Origin of the sequence: Desulfitobacterium metallireducens DSM 15288, from assembly GCF_000231405.2 — a bacterium.
GTDB classification, from domain to species: Bacteria; Bacillota; Desulfitobacteriia; order Desulfitobacteriales; family Desulfitobacteriaceae; genus Desulfitobacterium_A; species Desulfitobacterium_A metallireducens.
In genome coordinates this window covers 1,627,509-1,650,592 of record NZ_CP007032.1, presented here as the reverse complement: position 1 = coordinate 1,650,592, position 23,084 = coordinate 1,627,509, and the positions used below count along the sequence as shown (strand labels likewise).

At 40.9% G+C, this 23,084-nt stretch carries 13 protein-coding genes; 12 read left to right on the top strand and 1 reads right to left on the bottom strand.

Features of this window, described 5'->3' with window-relative positions; genetic code table 11:
- Window positions 1-112: 112 nt before the first annotated feature.
- The 4 genes from DESME_RS07900 (at window position 113) to DESME_RS07885 (ending at window position 6,585) form a co-directional block, all read left to right on the top strand.
- Window positions 113-2,473 carry a cyclic nucleotide-binding domain-containing protein gene (locus DESME_RS07900; protein ID WP_006717148.1) on the top strand — a complete coding sequence of 787 codons (2,361 nt, stop codon included), beginning with the start codon at window positions 113-115 and terminating at the stop codon, window positions 2,471-2,473.
- Between the two features lie 226 nt (window positions 2,474-2,699).
- The gene (locus tag DESME_RS16260) at window positions 2,700-5,357 is read left to right on the top strand and encodes an HD domain-containing phosphohydrolase (protein ID WP_242837394.1); all 2,658 of its coding nucleotides are present in this window, start codon (window positions 2,700-2,702) and stop codon (window positions 5,355-5,357) included.
- 77 nt (window positions 5,358-5,434) lie between these two features.
- The gene (locus DESME_RS07890; RefSeq protein ID WP_006717143.1) at window positions 5,435-6,376 is read left to right on the top strand and encodes a ComEC/Rec2 family competence protein; all 942 of its coding nucleotides are present in this window, start codon (window positions 5,435-5,437) and stop codon (window positions 6,374-6,376) included.
- Window positions 6,373-6,585: a DUF3006 domain-containing protein gene (locus DESME_RS07885; protein WP_006717142.1), complete on the top strand. Its 213-nt coding sequence runs from the start codon at window positions 6,373-6,375 to the stop codon at window positions 6,583-6,585. Before DESME_RS07890 ends, DESME_RS07885 begins: the two co-directional genes overlap by 4 nt.
- A 615-nt stretch (window positions 6,586-7,200) precedes the next feature.
- Here DESME_RS07885 and DESME_RS07880 read toward each other — a convergent pair.
- Entirely contained in the window at window positions 7,201-7,914 is a 714-nt protein-coding gene (locus DESME_RS07880) for a lysophospholipid acyltransferase family protein (protein ID WP_006717141.1), read from the bottom strand.
- Between the two features lie 218 nt (window positions 7,915-8,132).
- Between DESME_RS07880 and DESME_RS07875 the strand changes: the two genes are divergently transcribed.
- From DESME_RS07875 to DESME_RS07840, 8 genes are all read left to right on the top strand, one after another.
- Window positions 8,133-10,868, top strand: coding sequence for a bifunctional diguanylate cyclase/phosphodiesterase (locus DESME_RS07875; RefSeq protein WP_006717139.1), 2,736 nt, complete (start codon window positions 8,133-8,135; stop codon window positions 10,866-10,868).
- A 1-nt stretch (window position 10,869) separates the two neighbouring features.
- The gene (locus DESME_RS07870) at window positions 10,870-11,133 is read left to right on the top strand and encodes a thioredoxin family protein (protein ID WP_006717137.1); all 264 of its coding nucleotides are present in this window, start codon (window positions 10,870-10,872) and stop codon (window positions 11,131-11,133) included.
- A gap of 112 nt (window positions 11,134-11,245) precedes the next feature.
- Entirely contained in the window at window positions 11,246-13,159 is a 1,914-nt protein-coding gene (gene glgB, locus DESME_RS07865) for a 1,4-alpha-glucan branching protein GlgB (protein WP_006717135.1), read from the top strand.
- Window positions 13,152-15,557: a glycogen/starch/alpha-glucan phosphorylase gene (locus tag DESME_RS07860; RefSeq protein WP_006717133.1), complete on the top strand. Its 2,406-nt coding sequence runs from the start codon at window positions 13,152-13,154 to the stop codon at window positions 15,555-15,557. The genes glgB and DESME_RS07860 overlap by 8 nt, the downstream gene beginning before the upstream one ends.
- Before the next feature lie 40 nt (window positions 15,558-15,597).
- A complete protein-coding gene (locus DESME_RS07855; RefSeq protein ID WP_006717131.1) occupies window positions 15,598-16,788 on the top strand; it encodes a glucose-1-phosphate adenylyltransferase in 1,191 nt (396 codons plus the stop codon).
- Between the two features lie 11 nt (window positions 16,789-16,799).
- Complete coding sequence (locus DESME_RS07850) at window positions 16,800-17,843, top strand: glucose-1-phosphate adenylyltransferase family protein (protein WP_006717130.1); 1,044 nt, start codon at window positions 16,800-16,802, stop codon at window positions 17,841-17,843.
- A gap of 16 nt (window positions 17,844-17,859) precedes the next feature.
- Window positions 17,860-19,290, top strand: a complete 1,431-nt coding sequence (gene glgA, locus DESME_RS07845) for a glycogen synthase GlgA (protein WP_006717126.1) — start codon at window positions 17,860-17,862, stop codon at window positions 19,288-19,290.
- Between the two features lie 38 nt (window positions 19,291-19,328).
- Window positions 19,329-22,865, top strand: coding sequence for a bifunctional glycogen debranching protein GlgX/4-alpha-glucanotransferase (locus DESME_RS07840; RefSeq protein WP_006717124.1), 3,537 nt, complete (start codon window positions 19,329-19,331; stop codon window positions 22,863-22,865).
- Window positions 22,866-23,084: the final 219 nt, after the last annotated feature.

Sequence of the window (23,084 nt, the reverse complement as noted above, 5' to 3'; positions counted from 1 at the left end):
AGAAATATTGTATTCATTATGAGAAACGATTTATATAGACCGGTATCTGTGTTAGTATAATCCAAAGAAATGAAAATTCAGAAAATTATGTTTCATTCATGAAGGTGATTTAATGAATATGGAAAAAGAACATTACCTTGCAAATATCGCCTTCTTCTCTGAACTAAGCGCCCAAGAAATAACAGAACTGGCTAGAGAGTTTAGGTGGGAAGCGTATCCAGAAGGAGTTTTACTCATTAAACAGGGGCAACGCCCCTCATCATTTTATCTGCTTTGTGAAGGAAGCGTCGAAGTTCTCAAAGATGAGCATTTTGGCTCGCCAAAAGTTTTAGTCGCAGGTCCAGAAGCTGTGTTTGGTGAACTTTCCTTAGTCACAGGGAAACCTTATGCTTACTCAGTTCGTTGTTTAGAGAATTCACATGTTCTCAGTATATCAGCGGATGATTTCGCCCAAATTTTGCTCCGAAAACCACAAATCTATCAATCCATTATTGAAGAACTGGCCGAGGACCTGATTGAAGCCAATCAAATGCTTTCTGAAAATAAATATAAGGAAGTATTACGTTCAGCAATTAAACAGACCCAATATCAAGATAAGTTTTATGGAATCTGGGGAAGTGTCAGAACGACAAAAGAAGTTGAGCGGAAACTCAGTGAAATAAGAGAGCAATCCGGAAATTTACTTGTCCTCGGGGAGCGGGGAACTGGACGACAAATGATGGCCTGGTATGTTCATCAAAATCTCTTCGGAGAAGCTGCTCCTTTTGTTGTTGTCGATGGTCGTCGGTTTGACCAGCAATGGGAGAAAATGTATGATAAACTTTTTGATGTTGCAGCTGGGGGAACATTGTTTATTCAAGAAATTGATGATATTTCTCCTCAAACCCAGCTCGCTTTAGCTCAAATAATAAAAGCACGTCCGTTGAAATGCTTAGTTATTGGCAGTCTGCAAATCCAACAGCGAGTAACAGAGCAAAAGCTTCAACCTGAGCTTAAAGCGTGTTTCTATCATCATTACACGATCACTCCACTCCGAGATCGTAAGCGAGATATCCCTGTGCTTGCACAGGGGATCCTCGAAAAACTCGCCCAGAAGAATCATCGTAAAACACCCATCCTCACTTCGGAAGCGACCCAGCTCTTACTTTCTCATCACTACCGACAAGGAAACGTAACTGAGCTGATTCAAGTTCTTGAACGTTCATTTTTTCTTGCGTCTGAGAATACGATTGGCCTTGAACAGATCTTCTTTGGACCGACTTCAGAGCAAGTAGGTCATAAAATCAATCTATTACGGTGGCCTTTCTTTGAAAACTTATTAAAGAAAGGAACTTTTCTTCCCTGGTTACGGCGTATTTCCGCAGTATTATTCTTCCTTGTCATTGCAGGAATGCTCTTTTCTCCCCATTTATCAATTATTATGAAAATATTTACTTTGGTTTGGGGGATTTGGTGGCCTGCACTGGCGATCTTATCCCCCTTTTTAGGAAGGGTATGGTGTACGATTTGCCCGTTTTCTACGGTCATGAATTATGTTCAAAATAAATTTAATCCCCATCGTTCTGTTCCAGAAGTGTTCATCAAATATGATTATCTCATCATTAGCACATTATTTCTTCTGGTCTTTTGGGTTGAGATTATTACAGATATGCGTTCGAATCCCCTTTATACGGCCTTATTGCTGATTGTCATTCAATTAGCCGCGATCTTAATTAGTGTTCTCTATCCTCGCCATGCCTGGTGCCGTCATTTCTGTCCTCTCGGAGGGTTTGTAGGTACCGCATCGATTGGTTCTCTCATTGAAGTTAGGTCTGATCCTGCAGTTTGCCTCAATAAATGTACAACTTTCGACTGTTATGTCGGCAAAGGAAATGTTAAGGGGTGTCCCATGTCACAACATCTTCCTTACCTTGATAATAACCTCGATTGTAAATTGTGTTTTAACTGTGTTCGAAATTGCCCTCATGATTCGGTACATGTCAATTTAAGGTTCCCAGCACGAGAGGTTTGGCACCTTAAACGTGTAAACCAAGGTTATACTGTATTTATTGGCATATTGTTTTCAATAATACTACCAATCAGCTATTATGAACCCCTTCAGAAGATATGGCCTGCGACCCAGTGGAAAGTTTCATTCACTTTGGCTTATTTCCTCTCAGCTATACTTGGAGGAATGATCGGGTGGTGGTTGGGGAAAACCTTCAAAACGAAAGCAGCTTCCACGCGAATTAAACTTGTATTTGCTTTTACTCCGTTGGCTCTTGCCGGACATATTATCTATCAAATTAAATTCATTCCAGGAATCAAAGCACTTACGCTTGGGTTAAGTCATCAAACATTAGGTGGATTTTCAACGACTTACATTCCTGCAACTTTAGCGCTTCAGGGAGTAGTTGCTATTACAGGGATAGCTCTAACGGCACTCACTGTAATCATTGTTCTGGTAAAACAACATAAGAGGCTAAAAAACTAAGATATACACGCTCTTTAGAAAAGAGGAGCGTGTATTTTTTGCGTTGCTGTGAATAAAAAAATGTGAAAAAATGTTCATTCTGCAGGAAAATGAAAAATATTCTCGAAATTAGTAGAATATTATTCAGATAAATGATACGAAAAGGATGGGGAAACAGATGAGAAAGAGTGAGCCTCAAAGACTTTTTTTGTGGGTACTTGGGTTATCTCTATCCCTATTATTTATATTGAGCACTGCGTCATCTCTACTTGCAGCGCAACAGTCCTCTCAATCCATTCAGGTCGTTATTGATGAAAATTACCCGCCATACTCGTTTCGAAATAGCCAAGGTGAATTACAAGGAATCAGCATTGACCAATGGAAACTTTTTGAGCAGAAGACAGGAATAAAGGTCTACATAACCGGAAAGCCCTGGAATGAAGCATATGAGAGTATGCTAGCTGGGCAATTTGATGTAATTGATACGATCTCATATAGTGAGCAACGCACAACATTGTTTGATTTTACAAAACCTTATGCAACTATAGAAGTTCCAATTTTTTTTCAGAATAATATTTCAGGGATTCATAATGCCGACTCGATCCGGGGTTTTGAAATCGCTGCAAAAAAAGGGGACCACTGTATCGAGGTCTTAAACGAACAAGGTATTACCAATATCACGGAGTTCGATTCTGCAGAAGATCTTATACAAGCGGCTAAGGATAATAAAATATCCATCTTTACGATGGGAAAACCTCCGGCACTTTATTATCTATATAAAATGGGGATTCAAGATAATTTTCACTATACAGATACCTCTCTCTATACGAGTCAATTCTACAGAGCCGTCAAGGTAGGTAACACTGAGCTTTTGAATACGCTTGAGTCTGGGTTTGATAAAATATCAGATCAGGAAATGGAATCCATTAATGCAAGGTGGCTGGGTATCTCTAGTTTACCGAGCTTTTGGGCAGAGAACTTTCGCTTCATTTTATTTTTGGGTTTCGTCGGAATCCTCTTACTCTTTGGACTTTTTTACTGGAACCGGACCCTCAATCGCAAGGTAATCCAGCGGACTCAGGAGATCAATGAAATCAATTGTCAGTTGGAATACAAGAATAATTTGTTGCAGGCGATTTTTGAAAGTTCACCTGATGTCCTCGTTTGCTCCCTGGATAAGGGATATTGTTATCTGAATTTTAACCTTGAACATAAGGATATGATGTTAAAAATTTTCGGTTCAAAGATTGAAGTTGGCATGAATATGCTAGAGGCATTCGGTAACCATCCTTATGCGCAGCTGGCTCAAGCCAATTTTAAACAGGTTCTGGCAGGCGATTGTGTAGCTGAGCTCCAAGACGTCAGACAAGAAGAAAACGGTACCCCTCTCTATTGGCAAATGTATTGGTCGCCCATTGTCTTAAAGAACGGTGAAGTGGTAGGAATATCTAGTTTTGTAATCAATATTTCAGAGCTCAAACAGACGGAGAAGTTACTTCGCGATAGTGAATATTTACTACTTGAGTCTCAGCGGGTTGCCCATACTGGCAGTTATATCATGGATTATAAAACAGGGCAATGGCACTGCTCTCAAACATTAAATGAAATTCTTGGTATAGAAGAGAGTTTCCCCCATACCCTTGAAGGATACATGACGCTCATTCATCCCGATTGGCTTGATCTCGTAACCGAACATTTTCAATTGGATAAGGAATGTTACGACTTTGAATATCAAATCGTGCGTCATGAAAATGGGGAGGTTCGGTGGGTCCATGGACTGGGTGAACTTGAAGTGAATTCTGAAGGGGAACCTCTTCGCATGATTGGAACGATACAGGATGTGACAGATCACAAAAAGAACGAAGAAAGAATTCTTTATCTTAGCTATCATGATCAACTGACCGGGCTTTATAATCGGCGGTTTTATGAAGAGGAGTTAAAACGCCTTGATGTGGTGCGGAATTATCCGTTATCGGTCATGATGGCAGATGTCAATGGCTTGAAACTTGTGAATGATTCTTTTGGACATGAATTCGGTGATCAACTGCTGAGTAAAGTGGGGCAAGTCATGAAAAAAGCCTGCCGTAAGGATGATATTTTGGCGCGACTCGGTGGGGATGAATTTGTTCTCTTATTACCCAATACCGATCGTTTAGAAGCAGAACGGATTTTGAAACGAATCCAAAAGTTGGCTACCCAGGAAGAGGTGGGTTCGATTCAGCTCTCAATTTCTTTTGGCTTTGAGACCAAACGCTATTCAACTCAATCGATTGATGAGATTTTAAAAAAAGCGGAAGATAACATGTATAAAATGAAGCTCTTTGAGAGTCCAAGTATGCGCGGAAAAGCCATCCAAACTATTGTAAATACTCTTTATGAAAAGAACAAACAAGAAGAACATCACTCGCATAGCGTTTCAGAGCTCTGTCAGCGCATAGGGATAGCTCTAAATTTACCTGAAAGAGACGTTTTGGAACTTAAAAATGTTGGTCTACTGCATGATATCGGAAAAATTGGCATTGACGAAAAAGTCCTCAGTAATTCTGGAAAGTTGACTAAGGAAGAGTGGATTGAAATCAAACGTCATCCAGAAATTGGCTATCGTATTTTGAGTACGGTTAATGATATGGCAGATATGGCTATAGATGTTTTGGCACATCATGAACGTTGGGATGGCAACGGCTATCCCAAAGGCTTGAAGGGTAATAAAATACCGCTTCACGCACGAATTATTGCCATTGCGGATGCGTATGATGCGATGATCAATGACCGTAGCTATCGTAAGCCTTTTACGCAAGAGAAGGCTCTCGAAGAACTGACTAATAATGCAGGAACCCAATTTGACCCAGAACTCGTCAAGATTTTTATCGATAACGTCGTAATCGATCTTTCCCCTGTCAAGTAGGAAATTTAAAAAAATATAACGAATATAGACTGCTCATATATTATATATACATGATCAATCTGCATTCGGAGGTAAAAATGGCAACACGTTGTACTAAACTCACAGAAAAGCTTTCACGTGTCTTTATTGTGGTTTTATTGGTCTCTAGTTGTATAGCTTTTATAACGGGATGTGGGGTAACAACTGGGGTATCGACCCCGTCTCAAGGGAACGCTTTAATTTCATCACAACCGATGCAAAATGGAGAGGAAAAGCTGCGTGTATCATACATCGATGTGGGACAAGGCGATTCAATACTGATCCAGATTCCTAATGGCAAAAACGTTCTAATCGATGCAGGGGAAAATGATCAGGGAGATAAAGTGGTTTCCTATATTAGAAGTCAGGGCGTAAAACGACTTGATCTCACGATCTGGACACATCCTCATTCTGATCACATTGGAGGAGCAGATGCTGTCACAAAGGCATTTGACATAGGTCAGATTGTCATGCCGAAACAAACCTCATCGACTCAATCGTTTCGCAGTCTGCTAACTGCAATCAGTCAAAAGGGCCTAAAAATTACGGAAGCAAAAGCAGGCTTAAAGCTGGATTTAGGATCCGAAGTTAAGGCTGAGATGCTTGCCCCAAATTCAACCCAATATGAGGAAGTTAATGATTATAGTGCTGTGTTGAGGCTTACTTACGGGCAAACTGCATTTTTATTCACTGGGGATGCGCAATCTGAGTCAGAACAAGAAATGATGAATGCGGGTTATGATCTTAGAGCTGATGTTTTAAAAGTAGGTCACCATGGATCTCGAACATCCACTTCAGCTGCATTTCTAGCAAGAGTACAGCCTGAGTATGCAGTTATTTCCGTAGGTAATGATAATGATTACGGTCATCCTACAGTAAATACCTTAACAAGGCTTCAGAAGGCGGGTGTGTCTCTATATCGGACGGATGAATCTGGAACTGTAGTTGCCGAATCGGATGGGAAAAATATTACGTTTACTGTAGGGAGGACAAGTCAATGAAAGGGATCATTGATCGCTTTGAAGAAAATATTGCGGTGGTTGAGTTAGAGAATAGGGAAAAGATTGATATTTCACGACAACTCTTGCCTCTTGAGGCTTGCGAAGGTGACGTTGTTTACGAGGAAAACGGTGTTTTTTATATTGATCAGGAAGAGACAAAGAAAAACAAAGAAGACATCAATAAGCTGATGGACAACTTATGGGAATAACGTGAGTTTAGAATGAATAATTTGGGATGATGTGGTCAAAAGTATTGACAACCTGTGCTAATGGATTTACAATAAAAACATAAAGAACATATATTAATTTTAGTTCATGTATCTTGTTTTTAACTTTCACCGATTAGGGTTGGTAATAATCCACGGCAGAGTTAGAGGATATCATGATTAACTGCTGATTGGATTAAGCCACCCTAAGGGATGGCTTTTATTGTATTTATGCTTAATTTCCCGCAGAATTCCTTCAGTTTTCGTAGTTTCGTGGTTTTCGCAAACTTTCGGTTGGTGTCTGTCAAGAAGTTTTCAATTCCCCTTATTTCAATTGATTCGTCGATCTCAGCAGTTTCTTTGCTAACTCAGTCCATGCATCTCAAAGGGTTTCGTTCGAGTTCTTCAATGCCTCAGAGGTATTCCTTTCAAATGATCCAAAATCTTCAGAAAGGTGTTTAGCTAGAACATGTATGCCCTAAACGAATGAAGTAGGTGATTCTTGGTTTTTACTCAGTGGTGTCTCCGGAAGGATCAGTGGTTTATTCAGAAGGAATTTTGCGGGATTATATACTTTATCAAATGACCTCTTCACGATAGGTGAAGAGGTCATTTGTTTTACACACTCTGTTCAATTATGCTTCTGATTTTTTCCGGGAGTTCTATAGCTTCTTCTTTACTTAATCCGGCCGTAGGAATAAGGTCGTGAAGTGTAATCTTAACATCAGCTGGTTTAATGATAGTACCGTTTTGTTCCATAATTTTATAGGATCCGCTGATCGTGATCGGAATAATCGGTATACCAGCCTTCAGTGCTAATTTTAAACTCCCCGCTTTAAATTCTCCAATCGTGTCACTTTTACTTCGCGTGCCTTCAGGGAAAATAACCATTGAATAGCCTGCTTTAAGATAATCCGCAGCTTGTTTCATGACCTTTAAGGATTGGCGGATATCTGAACGATCCATAAAAACACAGTTAAGATGAGTCATCCAAGTGCGAATTAAAGGAACTTTTTTAAGCTCTATTTTAGCAATGAATCCTTTGGGTTTCTCGATATAACCCAAGAGAAGGGGAATATCAAAATTACCTTGATGATTACTGACAAAGAGTACAGCGCCCTCCGTGGGGACTTTTACCTGTCCCGTGACGGTTACTGTGACTCCTGCAAATTTGACAAGAGAACGAGCCCATTTTTGGGCGACTTGGTGAGTGAGTTCATCATGTTCAACTGTATTCCCTATTTCTGCCAATCGTTGTACTTTTAACATTTTGGGATAAATGGCGAGAAGATAGGCACCAAAATAGATAAACCAAAGAATTGTGCGAAACATCATGATTCTCCTTGTTATTTTATTAGGGGTTAAGACTAGTATAGCCTAGTGCTATACTTGTGAAAAGTGCGTATGGATAGTTTTTTGTATTTCTAAAATCTAAAAAAGGAAAAAGTTATTCTTAACTAGAATACATTATTGCGGAAGATTGTCATATTGAATCGAAATTTAATGAATGCTAAACATTAACAAATTGTGGAGACGAAGGAGATTCATATATGGATAAGCGAGTATATGAGTCCATAATGAAGACGAATAAAAAAACGGATGAATATGAAAAACATATTCAATATCTTAATCAACTTTATGCGGTCTTAGCACAGACGAGTCAAGCTATTGTTGAATGCTCGGATGAAGGAAGCTTGTGGGACAGGCTTTGTCGTGTTTCGGTTGAAATGGGTGGCATGAAAATGAGCTGGATTGGGCGCCCTGTAGAAGATGACCGGTTCTCGATTCTCTCTTGTTTTGGTACTGGAACAGAGTATCTAGATGGTCTTTATGTTTCCTCTAGCGCTGAGGTTTCCGAAGGGCGTGGTCCTACTGGAGTCGCTTTTCGTGAAAATCGTTTGGTAATCTGTCAAGATTTTCTCGAGGATGACCATACACACCTTTGGCAAAACCTTGCTCATCACTATGGATGGAGAGCAAGTGCAGCGATCCCGCTAAGGCGTGCGGGGCAACCCTATGCCGCTTTGACCGTTTATCATTTTGAACCTAATATTTTTGATCAGAAGATGATTGAATTATTAGAAGAGATTGCGACTACTATAAGTTTTGCCCTAGATCAATTCGATACGAACAAACTCCGAATTAAGGCTGAGGACAGACTTCGGCTTTTTGCGAAAGTTTTCGAGCAAAGTAACGAAGGAATTATCATAACCGATTTACGAGCGAACATCTTAACGGTTAATGAGGCTGTTACCAAATTAACCGGATATACTGAAAGCGAGGTTATCGGAAAGAACCCCAATATTCTTTCTTCAGGTCGCCAGGATCAGGAATATTACCAGTTCATGTGGGATACAATCCAAGCCACCGGACATTGGCAGGGGGAATTATGGAATCGGCGTAAAGATGGCAGTGAATATGCTGAAGGACTTTCTATCAGTCAAATCGTTGACGCTGAGGGAATGATTACAAATTACATCGGGATCTTTCGAGATATTACTTTACGTATGGAAACTGCGAAGGCTCTTCTGGATGCACAGCAGCGTTTAATCAATATTATCGATTTTCTTCCTGATGCGACCTTCGTCATTGATAAAGAGAGGAAGATTATTGCATGGAATAAAGCAATTGAATCCCTGACTGGCATCAAGGCTCAGGATATGATAGGCAAAGGAAATTATGAATATTCAATACCCCTTTATCATCGAAGGCATCCTATTTTGATCGATCTTGCCCTCGATTTTAAGCAAGAGCAAGCCAACCATTATCAGTCCATCCGTTTTACTCAAGGAGATGTTCTGATTGGTGAATCGACAACGCATCATATACTTTCAGGAAAAACCGCTCTTTGGGCAAATGCTTCTGTTTTACGTGATTCTCAAGGCAAGGCCATTGCAGCTATTGAAACGATTCGTGATGTCACTCAACAAAAAGAAGCGGAAGAAAAAATCCAGCATTTGGCTTATTATGACGCTTTGACGAATTTACCTAACCGGGTGTTGCTTACAGAGCGCGTCAACAATGCAATTAGTGAAGCCGAGAGCAAGAAAGAGACTCTTGTGCTTATGTTCCTCGATCTTGATCATTTTAAAAATATAAATGATACATTAGGCCATCGCATTGGGGATCTATTGCTGACCCATCTTGCTGATAGACTAAAAGCTCAATTTGGAAATCAGGAGGTGGTTTTTCGACTTAGTGGCGATGAGTTCATTATACTGTTACCGGGTATTGATACTGATCGGGTTGTATGTCTTGCGGAAAAATTGCTATCTGAACATTCCCAACCCTTTCATATCGAGGGTCATGAGTTAACGATCACTTCATCAATTGGTATTGCTTTTTATCCTCTTGATGGTTTAGACTTTGAAACCCTTTACAAGTGTGCGGATATCGCGATGTTTTTTACTAAGCAGGAAGGCCGTAACTCTTATCGTTTTTTCAGTCCAGAAATGCAGTTACATTCTGTACGCCAACTTCATATGGAAAACGCGTTACGTAAGGCTTTAGAACGTAATGAATTACGCGTATTCTATCAGCCTCAGATATCCTTAGCAACGGGCAAGGTTGTCGGAATGGAAGCGCTGATCCGTTGGCAACATCCTGAATTCGGATTGGTATCTCCTTTGGAATTTATACCGTTAGCTGAAGAAAGTGGGTTGATCTTACCCATTGGTGTATGGGTGCTTCAAACAGCTATTCACCAATTGAAGAGCTGGCAGGAACAAGGTCAACCTCCGATGATTGTTGCCGTAAATTTATCCGCAGTTCAGTTACGACAAACTTATTTTCCGCAGATTGTGCAGCAATGCCTAAAAGAAGCAAACTTGCCGGCTAAGTATCTAGAACTAGAATTGACGGAAAGTGTGGCTATGAGTCAGCCCCATAAAGCGATTGCCATGTTAGATGCACTTCATGCACTCGGAATCTCGATTGCAATAGATGATTTTGGCACAGGCTATTCCTCCATGGCGTATTTGACACGATTTAAGATCAATAAACTAAAAATCGATCAATCCTTCGTACGCAAAATTGGGAATAACTCTGATGCTGAAGCGATTATTGATACAATTATTGGCATGACGAAGAGTCTAAACCTTGAAACAATCGCTGAAGGAGTAGAAACCAAAGAGCATCTCGATTTTCTCCGGGAAAGAGGATGTGGGGAAGTTCAAGGATATTATTTCAGTAAACCTAAGCCTGCTGAAGAGATACAAATATGGCTTGAAAATTGGTCCAATAATTTGGAGGGAAGAATTACTAAAGAACGTGAAAGGAGTTGTTGAAATGAAACCTGTTTTAATGTTTACAATGGAAACTTGCCCTTATTGTAAGCAAGCGTTTAAATGGATGGATGAGCTTTGCGAAGAGAAAAAAAAATATAGTGAGGTCGAGGTAACAGTTATTGATGAAAACCTTCAACCGGAGGTAGCAAAACAGTACGACTATTACTATGTGCCCACCTATTTTGTGGATGGAATTAAAGTACACGAAGGAGTTCCGACGAAGGATATCGTTCGCAACGTGTTGGAAAAAGCTCTTGAAGATTAAATATATGTAATATAATGGAATATAATGTAAGTTCCTGATGATGGGGCAGGAGAAACCTTGTTTTTGAAGAATTTTAAATTTATAACGGTTAAATGAGAGGAAATCGTCAATAATGAATGATATGGATTTTTTAACCCAGAATGAAATCTATCTATTCAATTCAGGCGAGTTATATCATAGTTACTTAAAACTTGGGGCTCACCTCTATGAAGACAAGGGAATTGTGGGAACCCATTTTGCAGTATGGGTTCCAGCTGTTCTTCAAGTCAATCTGATTGGCGATTTCAACAATTGGGGTGCAGACCCAATTCACATGCAGGAAGTAGGGACTACGGGAGTGTGGACACTCTTTGTGCCCGAAAACCTAGTGGGTCAGCGATATAAATATGAGATTCGAACAAATAACGGTGTAGTGCTTCATAAAGCCGATCCCTACGCTTTCTATGCGGAACGGCGACCCCACACAGCCTCGATTGTTTATTCACTGGATACGTATAATTGGCAAGATGAAGCTTGGATTAAACAGCGTTCTAAAAGCTCTCCGATTGATCGTCCTTTGGCGATTTACGAAGTGCACCTAAGCTCCTGGCGTCAACATGCTTCAGGTGAATTTTATTCCTGGAGAGAGTTTGCTGCGGAGCTCATTCCTTATGTTAAAGAGTTAGGCTATACTCATTTAGAACTCTTACCTATAATGGAGCACCCGTTTGATGGTTCCTGGGGATACCAGGCGACTGGTTATTATGCATGCACTAGTCGCTATGGTAATCCGCAGGATTTTATGTATTTTGTGGATCAATGTCATCAAGCAGGAATTGGAGTTCTAATGGATTGGGTTCCTGGACATTTTTGTAAAGATGCTCATGGTCTAGGACGTTTTAATGGGGAAGGTGTCTATGAAAAAGATGAGCATTTGGAATGGGGAACCTATAATTTTAATTTTGGAAAAACAGAAATATTGAGCTTTTTAATATCCAATGCTTTGTTTTGGATAACTGTCTATCATGTTGATGGCCTCCGAGTGGATGGGGTTAGCAGTATGCTATATTTAGATTATGCTAAAAAAGCTGGGTCTTGGACGCCTAATATCAAGGGCGGACGGGAAAATCTTGAGGCGATTGTCTTTATGCAGAAATTGAATCAAGTTGTCTTCCAAGAAGTTCCAGGCGTCTTGATGATTGCGGAAGAAGCTACGGATTGGCCCCTTGTGACCTATCCTATCGAAGTTCAGGGGCTAGGCTACAATTACAAATGGAACATGGGATGGATGAACGATACGTTACGCTACATGAAGCTTGATTTTTCGCAACGCCAATATCAGCATCAGTTGTTGACTTTCTCCTTAACCTATGCTTTTGCTGAAAATTATGTTCTGCCGCTTTCCCATGACGAGGTTGTTCATGGAAAGCAGTCTTTGTTGTCCAAAATGCCGGGAGATTATGCTCAAAAATTTGCGGGTTTAAGAACCTTGTATGGTTATTTTTTCTGTCATCCTGGGAAAAAACTCCTTTTTATGGGAGGGGAATTCGCTCAATTTATTGAGTGGCGTGATGCAGGAGAACTTGACTGGTTTCTTCTTGATTATGAAGCTCACCGTAAGCTACGGGAATATGTCCGAAGTCTAAATCAGTTTTATCTAAAAGAAAAAGCCTTGTGGGAAATCGACTCTAATTGGGAAGGTTTTGACTGGATTGACGTTAATAATAATAGACAAAGCATCCTCGTTTTTTGTAGGAGAGCGAAGGACCCGCAGGATTTCTTAGTCGTAGTTCTTAATTTTCAGCCTCAAGCTTATTCTGAGTTTCGGATTGGAGTTCCCATGGACGGTCTATATCAGGAAGTAATCAATTCCGATCTACGGGTATACGGAGGCAATACCTTGAAGCTTCATGAGGAGCGGCAGGCTGAAGCGGAGACTTGGCACGGTCAGCAGTTTTCCTTAAATATTACGTTGCCAGCCCTTTCTTGTATTATCTTAAAGCCAATGAGTGTAGTCGAAGAAAGTGTAGGAGATGACAATGTTTAAGGATAGGGAAAGTTTCAAACACGAGTACGTCGATAAATTGATCAAATCGGAAGGCGTCCTGCTCGAAGAAGCTACACAGTGGAATAAATATGTAGCCTTAGTTGGACTCCTACGTGAAACAGTGATTTCGTATCAGGCCATAGCGAAGAAACACGAGGTGGCGGCAAAACAAGTCTACTATTTTTCGATGGAATTCTTAATGGGGAGACTTCTCAAATATTATTTGATCAATCTGGGGATCGAGGACCTTGTTCGAGTAGGGCTAAACGATCTTGGAATAGATCTTTATGATTTATTAGAGCAAGAGAAGGATCCGGGCTTAGGAAATGGGGGCTTAGGCCGTTTGGCTGCCTGTTTTATGGATTCCATGGCCTTTTTGGGGATTAACGGTCATGGAAATGGTATTCGGTATAAGTATGGAATGTTTGATCAACGCATTATTAATGGGTATCAACATGAAGTAGCAGATGATTGGTTGAGCAAGGGATTCCCGTGGGAAACGCGGAAACCGGATCAAGCTGTCGTTGTGAAGTTTAAGGGTAATGTTCAAGTGGAGGTACTAGAGGGAAAACTCCAGTTCAAGCATGAAAATTATGAACCGGTTATAGCAATGCCTTACGATGTGCCCATCATGAGTTATCAGAATACGGCAACAATCAATACCCTGCGTCTTTGGAGTGCTGAACCCGTTCCTCTCGAATTAGATCTAGAATCTTTTAATCGTGGGGAATTCCAGTCGGTATCAAGATCAACCGTCGAGTCAATTTCGTATGTTCTTTATCCCGATGACAGTAGTCAGACTGGGAAGGAATTGCGCTTAAAACAAGAATACTTCTTTGTGGCTGCAGGATTGGGATCGATCGTGCGAACGTTTAAGGAAAAAAAGGTTCCCTGGAGTGATTTTACACGCTGGGTAGCTATACATATTAATGACACTCATCCAACCTTATGCATCCCCGAACTCATGCGAATTTTTATCGATGAGGAAGGACTTGCTTGGGAAGAGGCCTGGAAAATTACGGTCAACACGATTTCCTTTACCAATCATACGATCCTGCCCGAGGCATTGGAGAGTTGGCCCATAGCGATGTTTCGAAATTTCCTGCCCCGGATCTTCATGATTGTGGAGGAGATTGAACGCCGTTTCCTGGAAACTCTACATCAGCGCTTTCCGGGGGAAGAAAAGTTGATTCTGAAGACACGGATTTTTTGTGACGGACAGGTTAATATGGCTAACCTAGCCGTGATTGGATGTTCATCGATCAATGGAGTTGCCGCTCTTCATACGAATATATTGGTCCAACAAACGTTTAAAGAATTTCATCGAATCTTTGGCTATAAATTTAATAATAAAACTAACGGAGTAAATCACCGGCGGTTCTTGCTCGCAGCAAATCCTAGTTTATCCCGTTTAATTACCGAAAGTATTGGCCCGAGCTGGATTGAAGATTGGAGTCAATTAAAGAACCTGCAAGCCTTTCAACAGGATAGAAGTTTTCTTAAGCAATTATCAGCCGTGAAACACCGGAATAAGCTTCAATTGATTCATCTGATTAAGGAAAAACAGGACATCATCCTTGATCCTTTCTCACTCTTTGATGTTCAGGTCAAGCGCATTCATGCTTATAAACGCCAATTACTGAATGTATTAAAAATCATGCATCTTTATAATCTACTTCAAGATAATCCGAGTTCGCTTAACCAATCTTATACATTTATTTTGGGTGGGAAAGCAGCTCCGGGATATTATTACGCAAAAACCGTGATTAAACTTATCCACGCCTTGGCTCGAAAATTAAGACAGGATCCTCTTGCAGAGCAGTATTTAACGGTTGTATTTTTGGAAAATTTTAATGTGTCGGTCGGTGAGATTGTATACCCTGCTGCTGATGTGAGTGAGCAGATTTCCACAGCGAGTAAAGAAGCATCAGGGACAGGTAACATGAAGTTTATGATGAATGGCGCCGTCACACTCGGCACGTTAGATGGAGCTAATGTTGAAATTCTGGATTCGGTAGGACAGGAAAACATGTTTGTCTTCGGACTTAATGCTCAAGAGGTTCTCAGGTATTATGAACGACAAAATTATCGATCCTGGGATATTTATCAGGCAAATCCTGAGGTACACCGCGTTGTGGATCAACTGATCAATGGATTTTTCAATGAGGAACAAAGTGAAGAATTCCGGATGATTTATGATTCACTCTTACTTTACAATGATGAGTTTTTTGTTCTTCACGATTTTGCAGCATATATTGATGCGTTTAAGAAACTCCGGGAAGCCCATATGCATCAAGAAAAATGGAATCAGATGTCCCTGATCAATATCGCCAATTCTGGGAAATTTTCGAGCGACCGGGCTATTCGAGAATATGGTGAGGCAATCTGGAAGGTATAGAAAGCAGGAAATGGGTACTCGGAGAAAGGAGTGTTTGAATATGGCTAAGCAGGAATATATTGTGATGTTGTTGGCGGGTGGACAAGGAAGCCGCTTGGGACCGTTAACCCGAAATATTGCGAAGCCAGCCGTTTCCTTCTGTGGCAAGTATCGAATTATCGACTTTTGTTTGAGTAATTGTGCAAAATCCCGGATTACGACGATCGGGGTTCTTACTCAATACATCCCATTTCTCCTCAATTCTTATATTGGCTCTGGTTCAGCCTGGGATTTAGATGATCCACGAGGAGGAGTTCATATTCTCCAGCCTTATCAAGGCGGTGAAGGAGGCTGGTATAAGGGTACTGCCAATGCGGTATATCATAACATGACCTTTATTGATTTATATAACCCGGAATACGTCCTTATCCTTTCTGGCGATCACATCTATAAAATGGATTATACTCAGATGATTCGGTTTCATAAAAATACAGGTTCGGAAATTACCATTGCGACGATTACGGTTCCTTCAGAGGAAGTCTCACGTTTTGGAATTTTAACAACGGATGAAGAGAGTAGAGTGACGCAGTTTGAAGAAAAACCTACACATTCGGAAAGCAATCTTGCTTCAATGGGAGTCTATGTTTTTAACTGGTCGGTGCTCAAACAATCCCTATTAAAAGACGTTGAGGATCCCCAATCTGAAAATGATTTTGGGAAAAACATTATTCCAAAGGCCTTAGGGGAAGGAACCCGAATTTATGCTTATCCGTTTCAGGGATATTGGCGCGATGTCGGAACCATAGAAAGCTATTATCATGCGAATATGGAATGTTTAGAAAGAGAAGACTCGGTTGATCTTTTTGATCCAAAATTCAAGATCTTCTCGAATGAAGATATTTTACCCGCTCAGTATATCGGACCTGAGGCCATGGTCACGGATAGCTTCATCGGAAATGGGTGTACCGTCCTTGGCAAGGTGAATCATTCAATATTAGCACCGGGTGCGTTTGTTGGAGCGGATGCAATTATTCAAGACTCAATTGTTTTACCCAATGCCAAGATCCACAAGGGCTCGGAAATTCGGAAAGCTATTATCGGCGAGGATGCTGTTCTCATGCCCGGTTGCAAAATCGGAGTAATGTCACCCCTTTCTCCAAAGCAAGAAGGAATCACGGTGATTGAGGGAAATCAAGTCATTGATGCAGAAACTGAGTTCATCGCAGGTAGTAATATTTATCGGATGAAGTAGGGGGAATCGTGATGCATGAGGCGATTGGAATATTATATGCCAATAGTGAGAATGACACGTTGCAGGGCTTAGCAGAATATAGACCGGTTGCTGCAGTTCCCTATGGAGGACGTTATCGTTTACTCGATTTTGCCTTATCCAGTATGGTGAATTCAGGTTTAAGGACGATAGGATTGATTACGCCTTTTCTCTACCGACCTTTGTTGGATCACTTAGGAGCGGGAAAGTCCTGGTTTCTTGACCGAAAGGCGGGTGGACTGTTTATTTTACCAGGAGCAATCCATGGGCTGCGAAGTAATAATCAGAAATTTAATATTAAAGATCTGAAGCTAAACTTTGAATTTCTGTATAAAGATTTCGCTGAAAATGTCATTATCAGTGGATGCAATCAGGTCTTCAACCTTCATTACGGGGAGGTTTTAGAATTTCATGAGCAGATGAATGCTGATGTGACTCTTATTCTGGTAGGAGAGGAAAGGAAACCCGAGCAACTTTTAGATCTGCCGAAGGATGTAGATATTCTGATCATTCGACGTCAACTTCTGATGGAAATGATTAGCGGCTATTATACATTAGAAAATGCGGAACTATTAAATGTTATTGCTGAAAATATAAGTTTGCTTAAGGTTTATCAATATTCTTATACAGGTTATATGAAGCGCATTAGCTCGATTCAAGACTATTTTAAAGGAAACATGGATTTTTTAGATCTGGAAACGCGTAAGAACTTATTATTGGGGCCGAATCGAATTCACACGAAGATTATTGATAACCCTCCAACTTCCTTTGAATCTCACGCACGGGTCAGAAACAGTCTCATTTCGAGCGGGTGTGTCATCAACGGAGAAGTGGAAAATTCTGTCCTTTCACGGGGGGTGATTGTAGAAAAGGGTGCCCATATTAAGAACAGTATTATTTTACAAAAGTGTGTAATTCGGGCTGAAGCAAAATTAGATTATGTGATTCTTGATAAGTCCTTAGAAGTGGAGGCTGGGAATATATTAAATGGACGACAAAATCATCCCCTGATGATGCCTAAAAAACTGTTGCTCTAAGGAGGGAAGAATAACCATGACGATTGTATTTGCAGTTGCGGAGGCTGCCCCTTTTATTAAAACCGGTGGCTTGGGCGATGTGGCAGGTTCCTTACCTGCTGCTTTACATAGACAAGGTGCTGATGTTCGTGTGATTATGCCCAAATATAGCTTAATCCAAGAAAACTTTCGCCAAGAGTTTAAACAGATTACTCATTTCCAGGTTCAAGTCGCTTGGCGGAATCAATACTGTGGTTTAGAAGAAATGGTTTATCAAGGCATTCCTTTCTATTTCATAGATAATGAATATTATTTCAAACGCAATAGCATCTATGATGAGTTTGACAAAGCTGAACAATTCACATTTTTTTCTAGAGCTGTCCTGGAAAGCCTTGAACATCTCCCCGAATGTCACACCACTATTTTGCACTGTCATGACTGGCATACGGCACTGATCCCTTTGATGCTGGAAGAATTTTATCAGCATAATCCGTGCCATTACCAGATTAAGACCGTATTTACAATTCATAATCTTAAGTACCAGGGGATTTTTGGTAAGGAAGTTTTGGAAGATATCATTGGGCTTGGCGAAGAATATTTTACTCCAGATACTCTTGAATTTAATCAAGCGGTCAATTTTATGAAAGCAGGTCTTCTATATGCGGATAGGGTGACCACCGTTAGTCCAACTTATGCTCGGGAGATTCAAACACCCTACTTTGGAGAACACTTAGAAGGCGTATTTAAAAAACGGTCGGATCATTTGATCGGCATTGTTAATGGACTGGATTATGATGTCTTCAATCCGAATAAAGATCCTTTTATAAAATACCCCTTCTCTTCCTCATCGCAGGCTAAACAAAAAAATAAAAAGCATTTGCAAAGTCTGTTGAAATTACCGGTTAATGATAAGGCCCCCTTGCTCGCCATGGTGACGCGTTTAGCCGATCAAAAGGGTTTAGATCTTTTAGCACGTGTATTCGAAGAAATCCTCGCACTCGATGTACAATTCGTGGTACTTGGTACCGGAGAGTCGCAGTATGAGGACATGCTACGTTATTTCGCTCAAAAATATCCACAGAATGTCGCTGCGAAACTTTCCTTTGATAATGAATTAGCGCACCAAATCTATGGTGGTGCAGATATCCTGCTTATGCCTTCGCGCTTTGAACCCTGTGGTATGTCACAAATGATGGCCATGCGCTATGGAACAATCCCCATCGTGCGCAATACGGGAGGTTTAACTGATACAGTCTTATCCTTTGACGATGATCCAGAGCGAGGGAATGGCTTCCATTTTGAAAACTATAATGCTCATGATTTTTTGTATGTGATTCAGCATGCTGTGAAGCTGTTCCATGAAGATCAGCAAGCCTGGTCTATTCTTAAAGAAAATGCCTTGCATACCGATTTCAGTTGGGATCGTTCTGCTCAGGCTTATCTGAAACTTTATGAAGATTTGATCTGAAATTTACCCGCTTCAAAAAGTTGATATGGAGAGTGGATATGGAAGTTAAGATACGACATCATTCTCAAGAACGAGTTTTTCGGGAACCGTTTGGAGCGGTTGAATGCGGACAAGATGTACTAATCCGACTACAAATTTCTGAAGTAATGAACGTAGACATGTGTTATCTCCGCTTATGGGATACAGGCTTAAAACAAGAAAAACTTTTTCTAATGCGTTTACTTGAAAACGATAACTTTGAAGAAGTTGCTGAAGAGTATGAAGTTGATCCAGCCAAAACAGATCTTGTTATAGAGAATAAAAATCAAACTAGCTTCTGGTTTGAAGTAAAATTTAAGGCACCGACTTCGCCAGGGCTTGTTTGGTATTTTTTTGTTTTTAAGTTTGGAGAACAGGAGTTCTATTATGGAAACAATGAAGAACGGTTGGGTGGATTAGGTCAACTGTCGGAAGAACAACCTCCCTCCTGGCAAATTACAGTTTGTAACCCGATGAAGATTCCAGAATGGTATCAACGCGGGATCATCTATCAAATTTTCGTCGATCGCTTCGCGAAAGGGAAAACAGCCTATCCTGAAACGTATTTTAAGAAAAAGGCGCTCGTTCATCTAGAGTGGGAAGATACGCCCTTTTATATTAAAGATGAGCAGGGTAAAGTCACGCATTGGGATTTTTTTGGTGGAAATCTCGACGGAATTATCGAGAAATTGCCCTATCTACAAGAACTAGGAATTAGCATTCTTTATCTGAATCCCATTTTTGAGGCTGTGAGCAATCATAAATACGATACGGGGAATTACCTCAAGATTGACCCCATGTATGGTGATGATGAGACCTTTGATCGTCTCGTGAAATCGGCGAAGCAGTATGGAATTTCCATTCTATTGGATGGTGTCTTTAGTCATACGGGTAGTGACAGCATCTATTTCAACAAAAATGGGCATTATCCAGGTGTAGGAGCATATCAATCACCTGATTCACCCTATTACGATTGGTACCAATTTCAGCCTGGAGAACCAGAATATAAATGCTGGTGGAATACAGAAGATCTTCCGGAAGTGGATGAAATGAATTTTTCGTATCGGCAATTCATCTTTGGCTCCGGAGAGAGTGTGATTCAAAAATGGATGAAAAAAGGGGTTGCCGGTTGGCGTCTCGATGTTGCGGATGAGTTGCCTGATGCCTTTATCCAGGAATTAAGGCAAGCGGTAAAGGCCGTGAATCCTGAAGCAGTATTGATTGGTGAAGTCTGGGAGAATGCCTCTAACAAGATAAGTTATGGTGAGTTGCGTCAATATTTTTGGGGGCAAGAACTCGATGGAACCATGAATTATCCTATTCGAGAATGCCTTCTTCATTTTTTGAGGGGGGAATGGAATTCCTCTAAAGTCCATCGCCATATCATGAGTTTGTATGAGACCTATCCCCGTAAGAATTTTTACGCGCTGATGAACTTGCTGGGAAGCCATGACAGAGCACGCGTCTTGACACTTTTGGGGGATGCCCCATTGGAAGCTGATTTAACCGATTCAGAACGGCGAACCTTCCGACTTTCAGTCGAGGCGCGGCAACTGGCTGTTCAGAGACTCAAACTTTTCAGCCTGCTCCAAATGACGTTTCCGGGGGTTCCCAGTGTTTACTACGGCGATGAAGCAGGCATGGAAGGTTTTGAAGATCCTTATAATAGAGGGACTTTTCCCTGGGGAAAAGAAGATCAAGAACTAGGGAACTGGTTCAAGCGGACGATCGGATGGCGTAGGGAATATGAAGTGCTGCAAACTGGAGATTTTCGATCACTTTATTATGAAGAGGATGTCTATGGCTTTCAGCGAACAAATAAAAACGAATCAATTTGGGTTCTAGTCAACCGCAATCCGGCCATGATGCAGAATGTTGAATTGGATTTGAAATTAGACCTTGATCCCCAATGCGTTACCTTCATGATTGATCTGATAAGTAGTGAAGTTCTTAGTCCTGGAGCTGACAAAAAACTCATGGTACAAATAAATCCTTTATCAGCAAGGGTTATCTTTGCAAAGAAGAGTCCTCAGACTCAGATTACTCCTCACCTTTCTCGAGCCTGTGGTGTGCTCCTTCATATCAGTTCCCTACCTTCAGCTTGGGGACAGGGGGATTTAGGTGATTCAGCCTTCCGTTTTATTGACTTTTTATCATCTGCTCACCAATCTATATGGCAAATTTTGCCACTTAATCCGATAGGACCAGGTAATTCACCCTATCAAAGCGATTCTGTCTTTGCAGGGAATCCATTGCTTATCAGTCTTGATACCTTGATTAGAGAAGGCCTCTTACAAGTGGAAGCGGTCCAGAAGGTCATCTCACGGGATTTGGCTTGGGATAAAAAACAGGATTTAGATGTACACGATGTATACAAGGATAAATTGCTACGTGATGCATTTGGAAAATTCAGCATGCTACTTGAGGAACAAAAATCCCTTTCTTTTTCTTCAAAACGCTCCCCTTATTTGACTTTAGAAAATTACAAAACTTTCATTAAGAAGAATTTTGACTGGCTAGAGGATTATGGGCTTTTCCGTGCGCTTAAAAATCATTTTAAGGGGGCGCCCTGGTTTGATTGGAAAATTGAGATTGCCATGCGGAATCCAGAGAAACTAGACGAATACAGAAAGAGGCTGGCCGAAGAAATTGAATATACGCGTTTCGTACAATATACGTTTTATACTCAGTGGCACGAATTAAAAGATTATGCAACGGATAAGAAGATAAAAATAATTGGTGATATGCCCTTTTATGTTGCAGCAGACAGTTGTGAGGTTTGGGCCAACCGCGAATTATTTAAGCTTGATGAGCAGGGCAAACCGAGTTGGGTTGCAGGTGTCCCGCCCGATTATTTTAGTAAGACGGGACAGCGCTGGGATAATCCGATCTACGACTGGGAAGCACAAGCAGCAAAACAATTTCGCTGGTGGAAGAAGAGAATCAGACAGGCCTTAAGGCTATTTGACTTTATGAGAATCGATCATTTTCGGGGGGTTGAAGCCTTCTGGGAGATTGATGCTAGGGAAAAGACCGCGATCAATGGGCATTGGCTAAAAGGGCCAGGAAAACGCTTTTTTGAAAGCTTAGTCGCAGAATTCGGAGAGTTGCCATTCCTTGCTGAGGACTTAGGAGTAATTACTCCTGAGGTCGAGACGCTTCGACTGATTTTTGGGTTTCCAGGGATGAAAGTTTTACAATTCACTCCGCTAGCTGAAGTCAGAGATAGGGTCGATTCCCAATTTATCTATTATTCGGGTACACATGATAACGACACTTTGCTGGGGTGGTACAAATCAATCTTTGCGATTGATTCAAAGAACGAAGCAGAATGTAGGATGCCTTGTCGTAAAATGATTGCGGATTTATACATGAGTCAGGCCGCTTGGGTGATTTTACCTCTACAAGATATTCTCGGACTCGGCTCTGAAGCTCGAATGAATGTTCCGGGAACCGTCGGGAACAATTGGCATTGGCAAGTATCCCAGGAGCAGTTGACAGACGAAGTGAGAGAGTATCTTCAGAGTCTGACAGATAGAACTGAGCGTCGTTTGTAAGTTGAAAATAGCTAGTGTGTAAACGGGGGCTGATACACATGACTCTTAGTCACTGTGCATCAGCCCTCTTTATATTCGTGAAGTAAGTTCTAATTTTGCGCTTAAAACATGCATTTATAGGGTAGTCTAAGAGGAAATATCGTGGTATTATGATAAAAATAGAACAATAATTAAAAAATACGTTCGAAAGTTCGGAAATAACGATAGGAAGTGGAGGAG

What these genes read in the sequence shown, in the direction of transcription:
- DESME_RS07900 (WP_006717148.1), top strand. Translation starts at nt 113, where the DNA reads ATGAATATGGAAAAAGAACATTACCTTGCAAATATCGCCTTCTTCTCT.
- DESME_RS07890 (WP_006717143.1), top strand. Translation starts at nt 5,435, where the DNA reads ATGGCAACACGTTGTACTAAACTCACAGAAAAGCTTTCACGTGTCTTT.
- DESME_RS07885 (WP_006717142.1), top strand. Translation starts at nt 6,373, where the DNA reads ATGAAAGGGATCATTGATCGCTTTGAAGAAAATATTGCGGTGGTTGAG.
- DESME_RS07880 (WP_006717141.1), bottom strand. Translation starts at nt 7,914, where the DNA reads ATGTTTCGCACAATTCTTTGGTTTATCTATTTTGGTGCCTATCTTCTC.
- DESME_RS07875 (WP_006717139.1), top strand. Translation starts at nt 8,133, where the DNA reads ATGGATAAGCGAGTATATGAGTCCATAATGAAGACGAATAAAAAAACG.
- DESME_RS07870 (WP_006717137.1), top strand. Translation starts at nt 10,870, where the DNA reads ATGAAACCTGTTTTAATGTTTACAATGGAAACTTGCCCTTATTGTAAG.
- glgB (WP_006717135.1), top strand. Translation starts at nt 11,246, where the DNA reads ATGAATGATATGGATTTTTTAACCCAGAATGAAATCTATCTATTCAAT.
- DESME_RS07860 (WP_006717133.1), top strand. Translation starts at nt 13,152, where the DNA reads ATGTTTAAGGATAGGGAAAGTTTCAAACACGAGTACGTCGATAAATTG.
- DESME_RS07855 (WP_006717131.1), top strand. Translation starts at nt 15,598, where the DNA reads ATGGCTAAGCAGGAATATATTGTGATGTTGTTGGCGGGTGGACAAGGA.
- DESME_RS07850 (WP_006717130.1), top strand. Translation starts at nt 16,800, where the DNA reads ATGCATGAGGCGATTGGAATATTATATGCCAATAGTGAGAATGACACG.
- glgA (WP_006717126.1), top strand. Translation starts at nt 17,860, where the DNA reads ATGACGATTGTATTTGCAGTTGCGGAGGCTGCCCCTTTTATTAAAACC.
- DESME_RS07840 (WP_006717124.1), top strand. Translation starts at nt 19,329, where the DNA reads ATGGAAGTTAAGATACGACATCATTCTCAAGAACGAGTTTTTCGGGAA.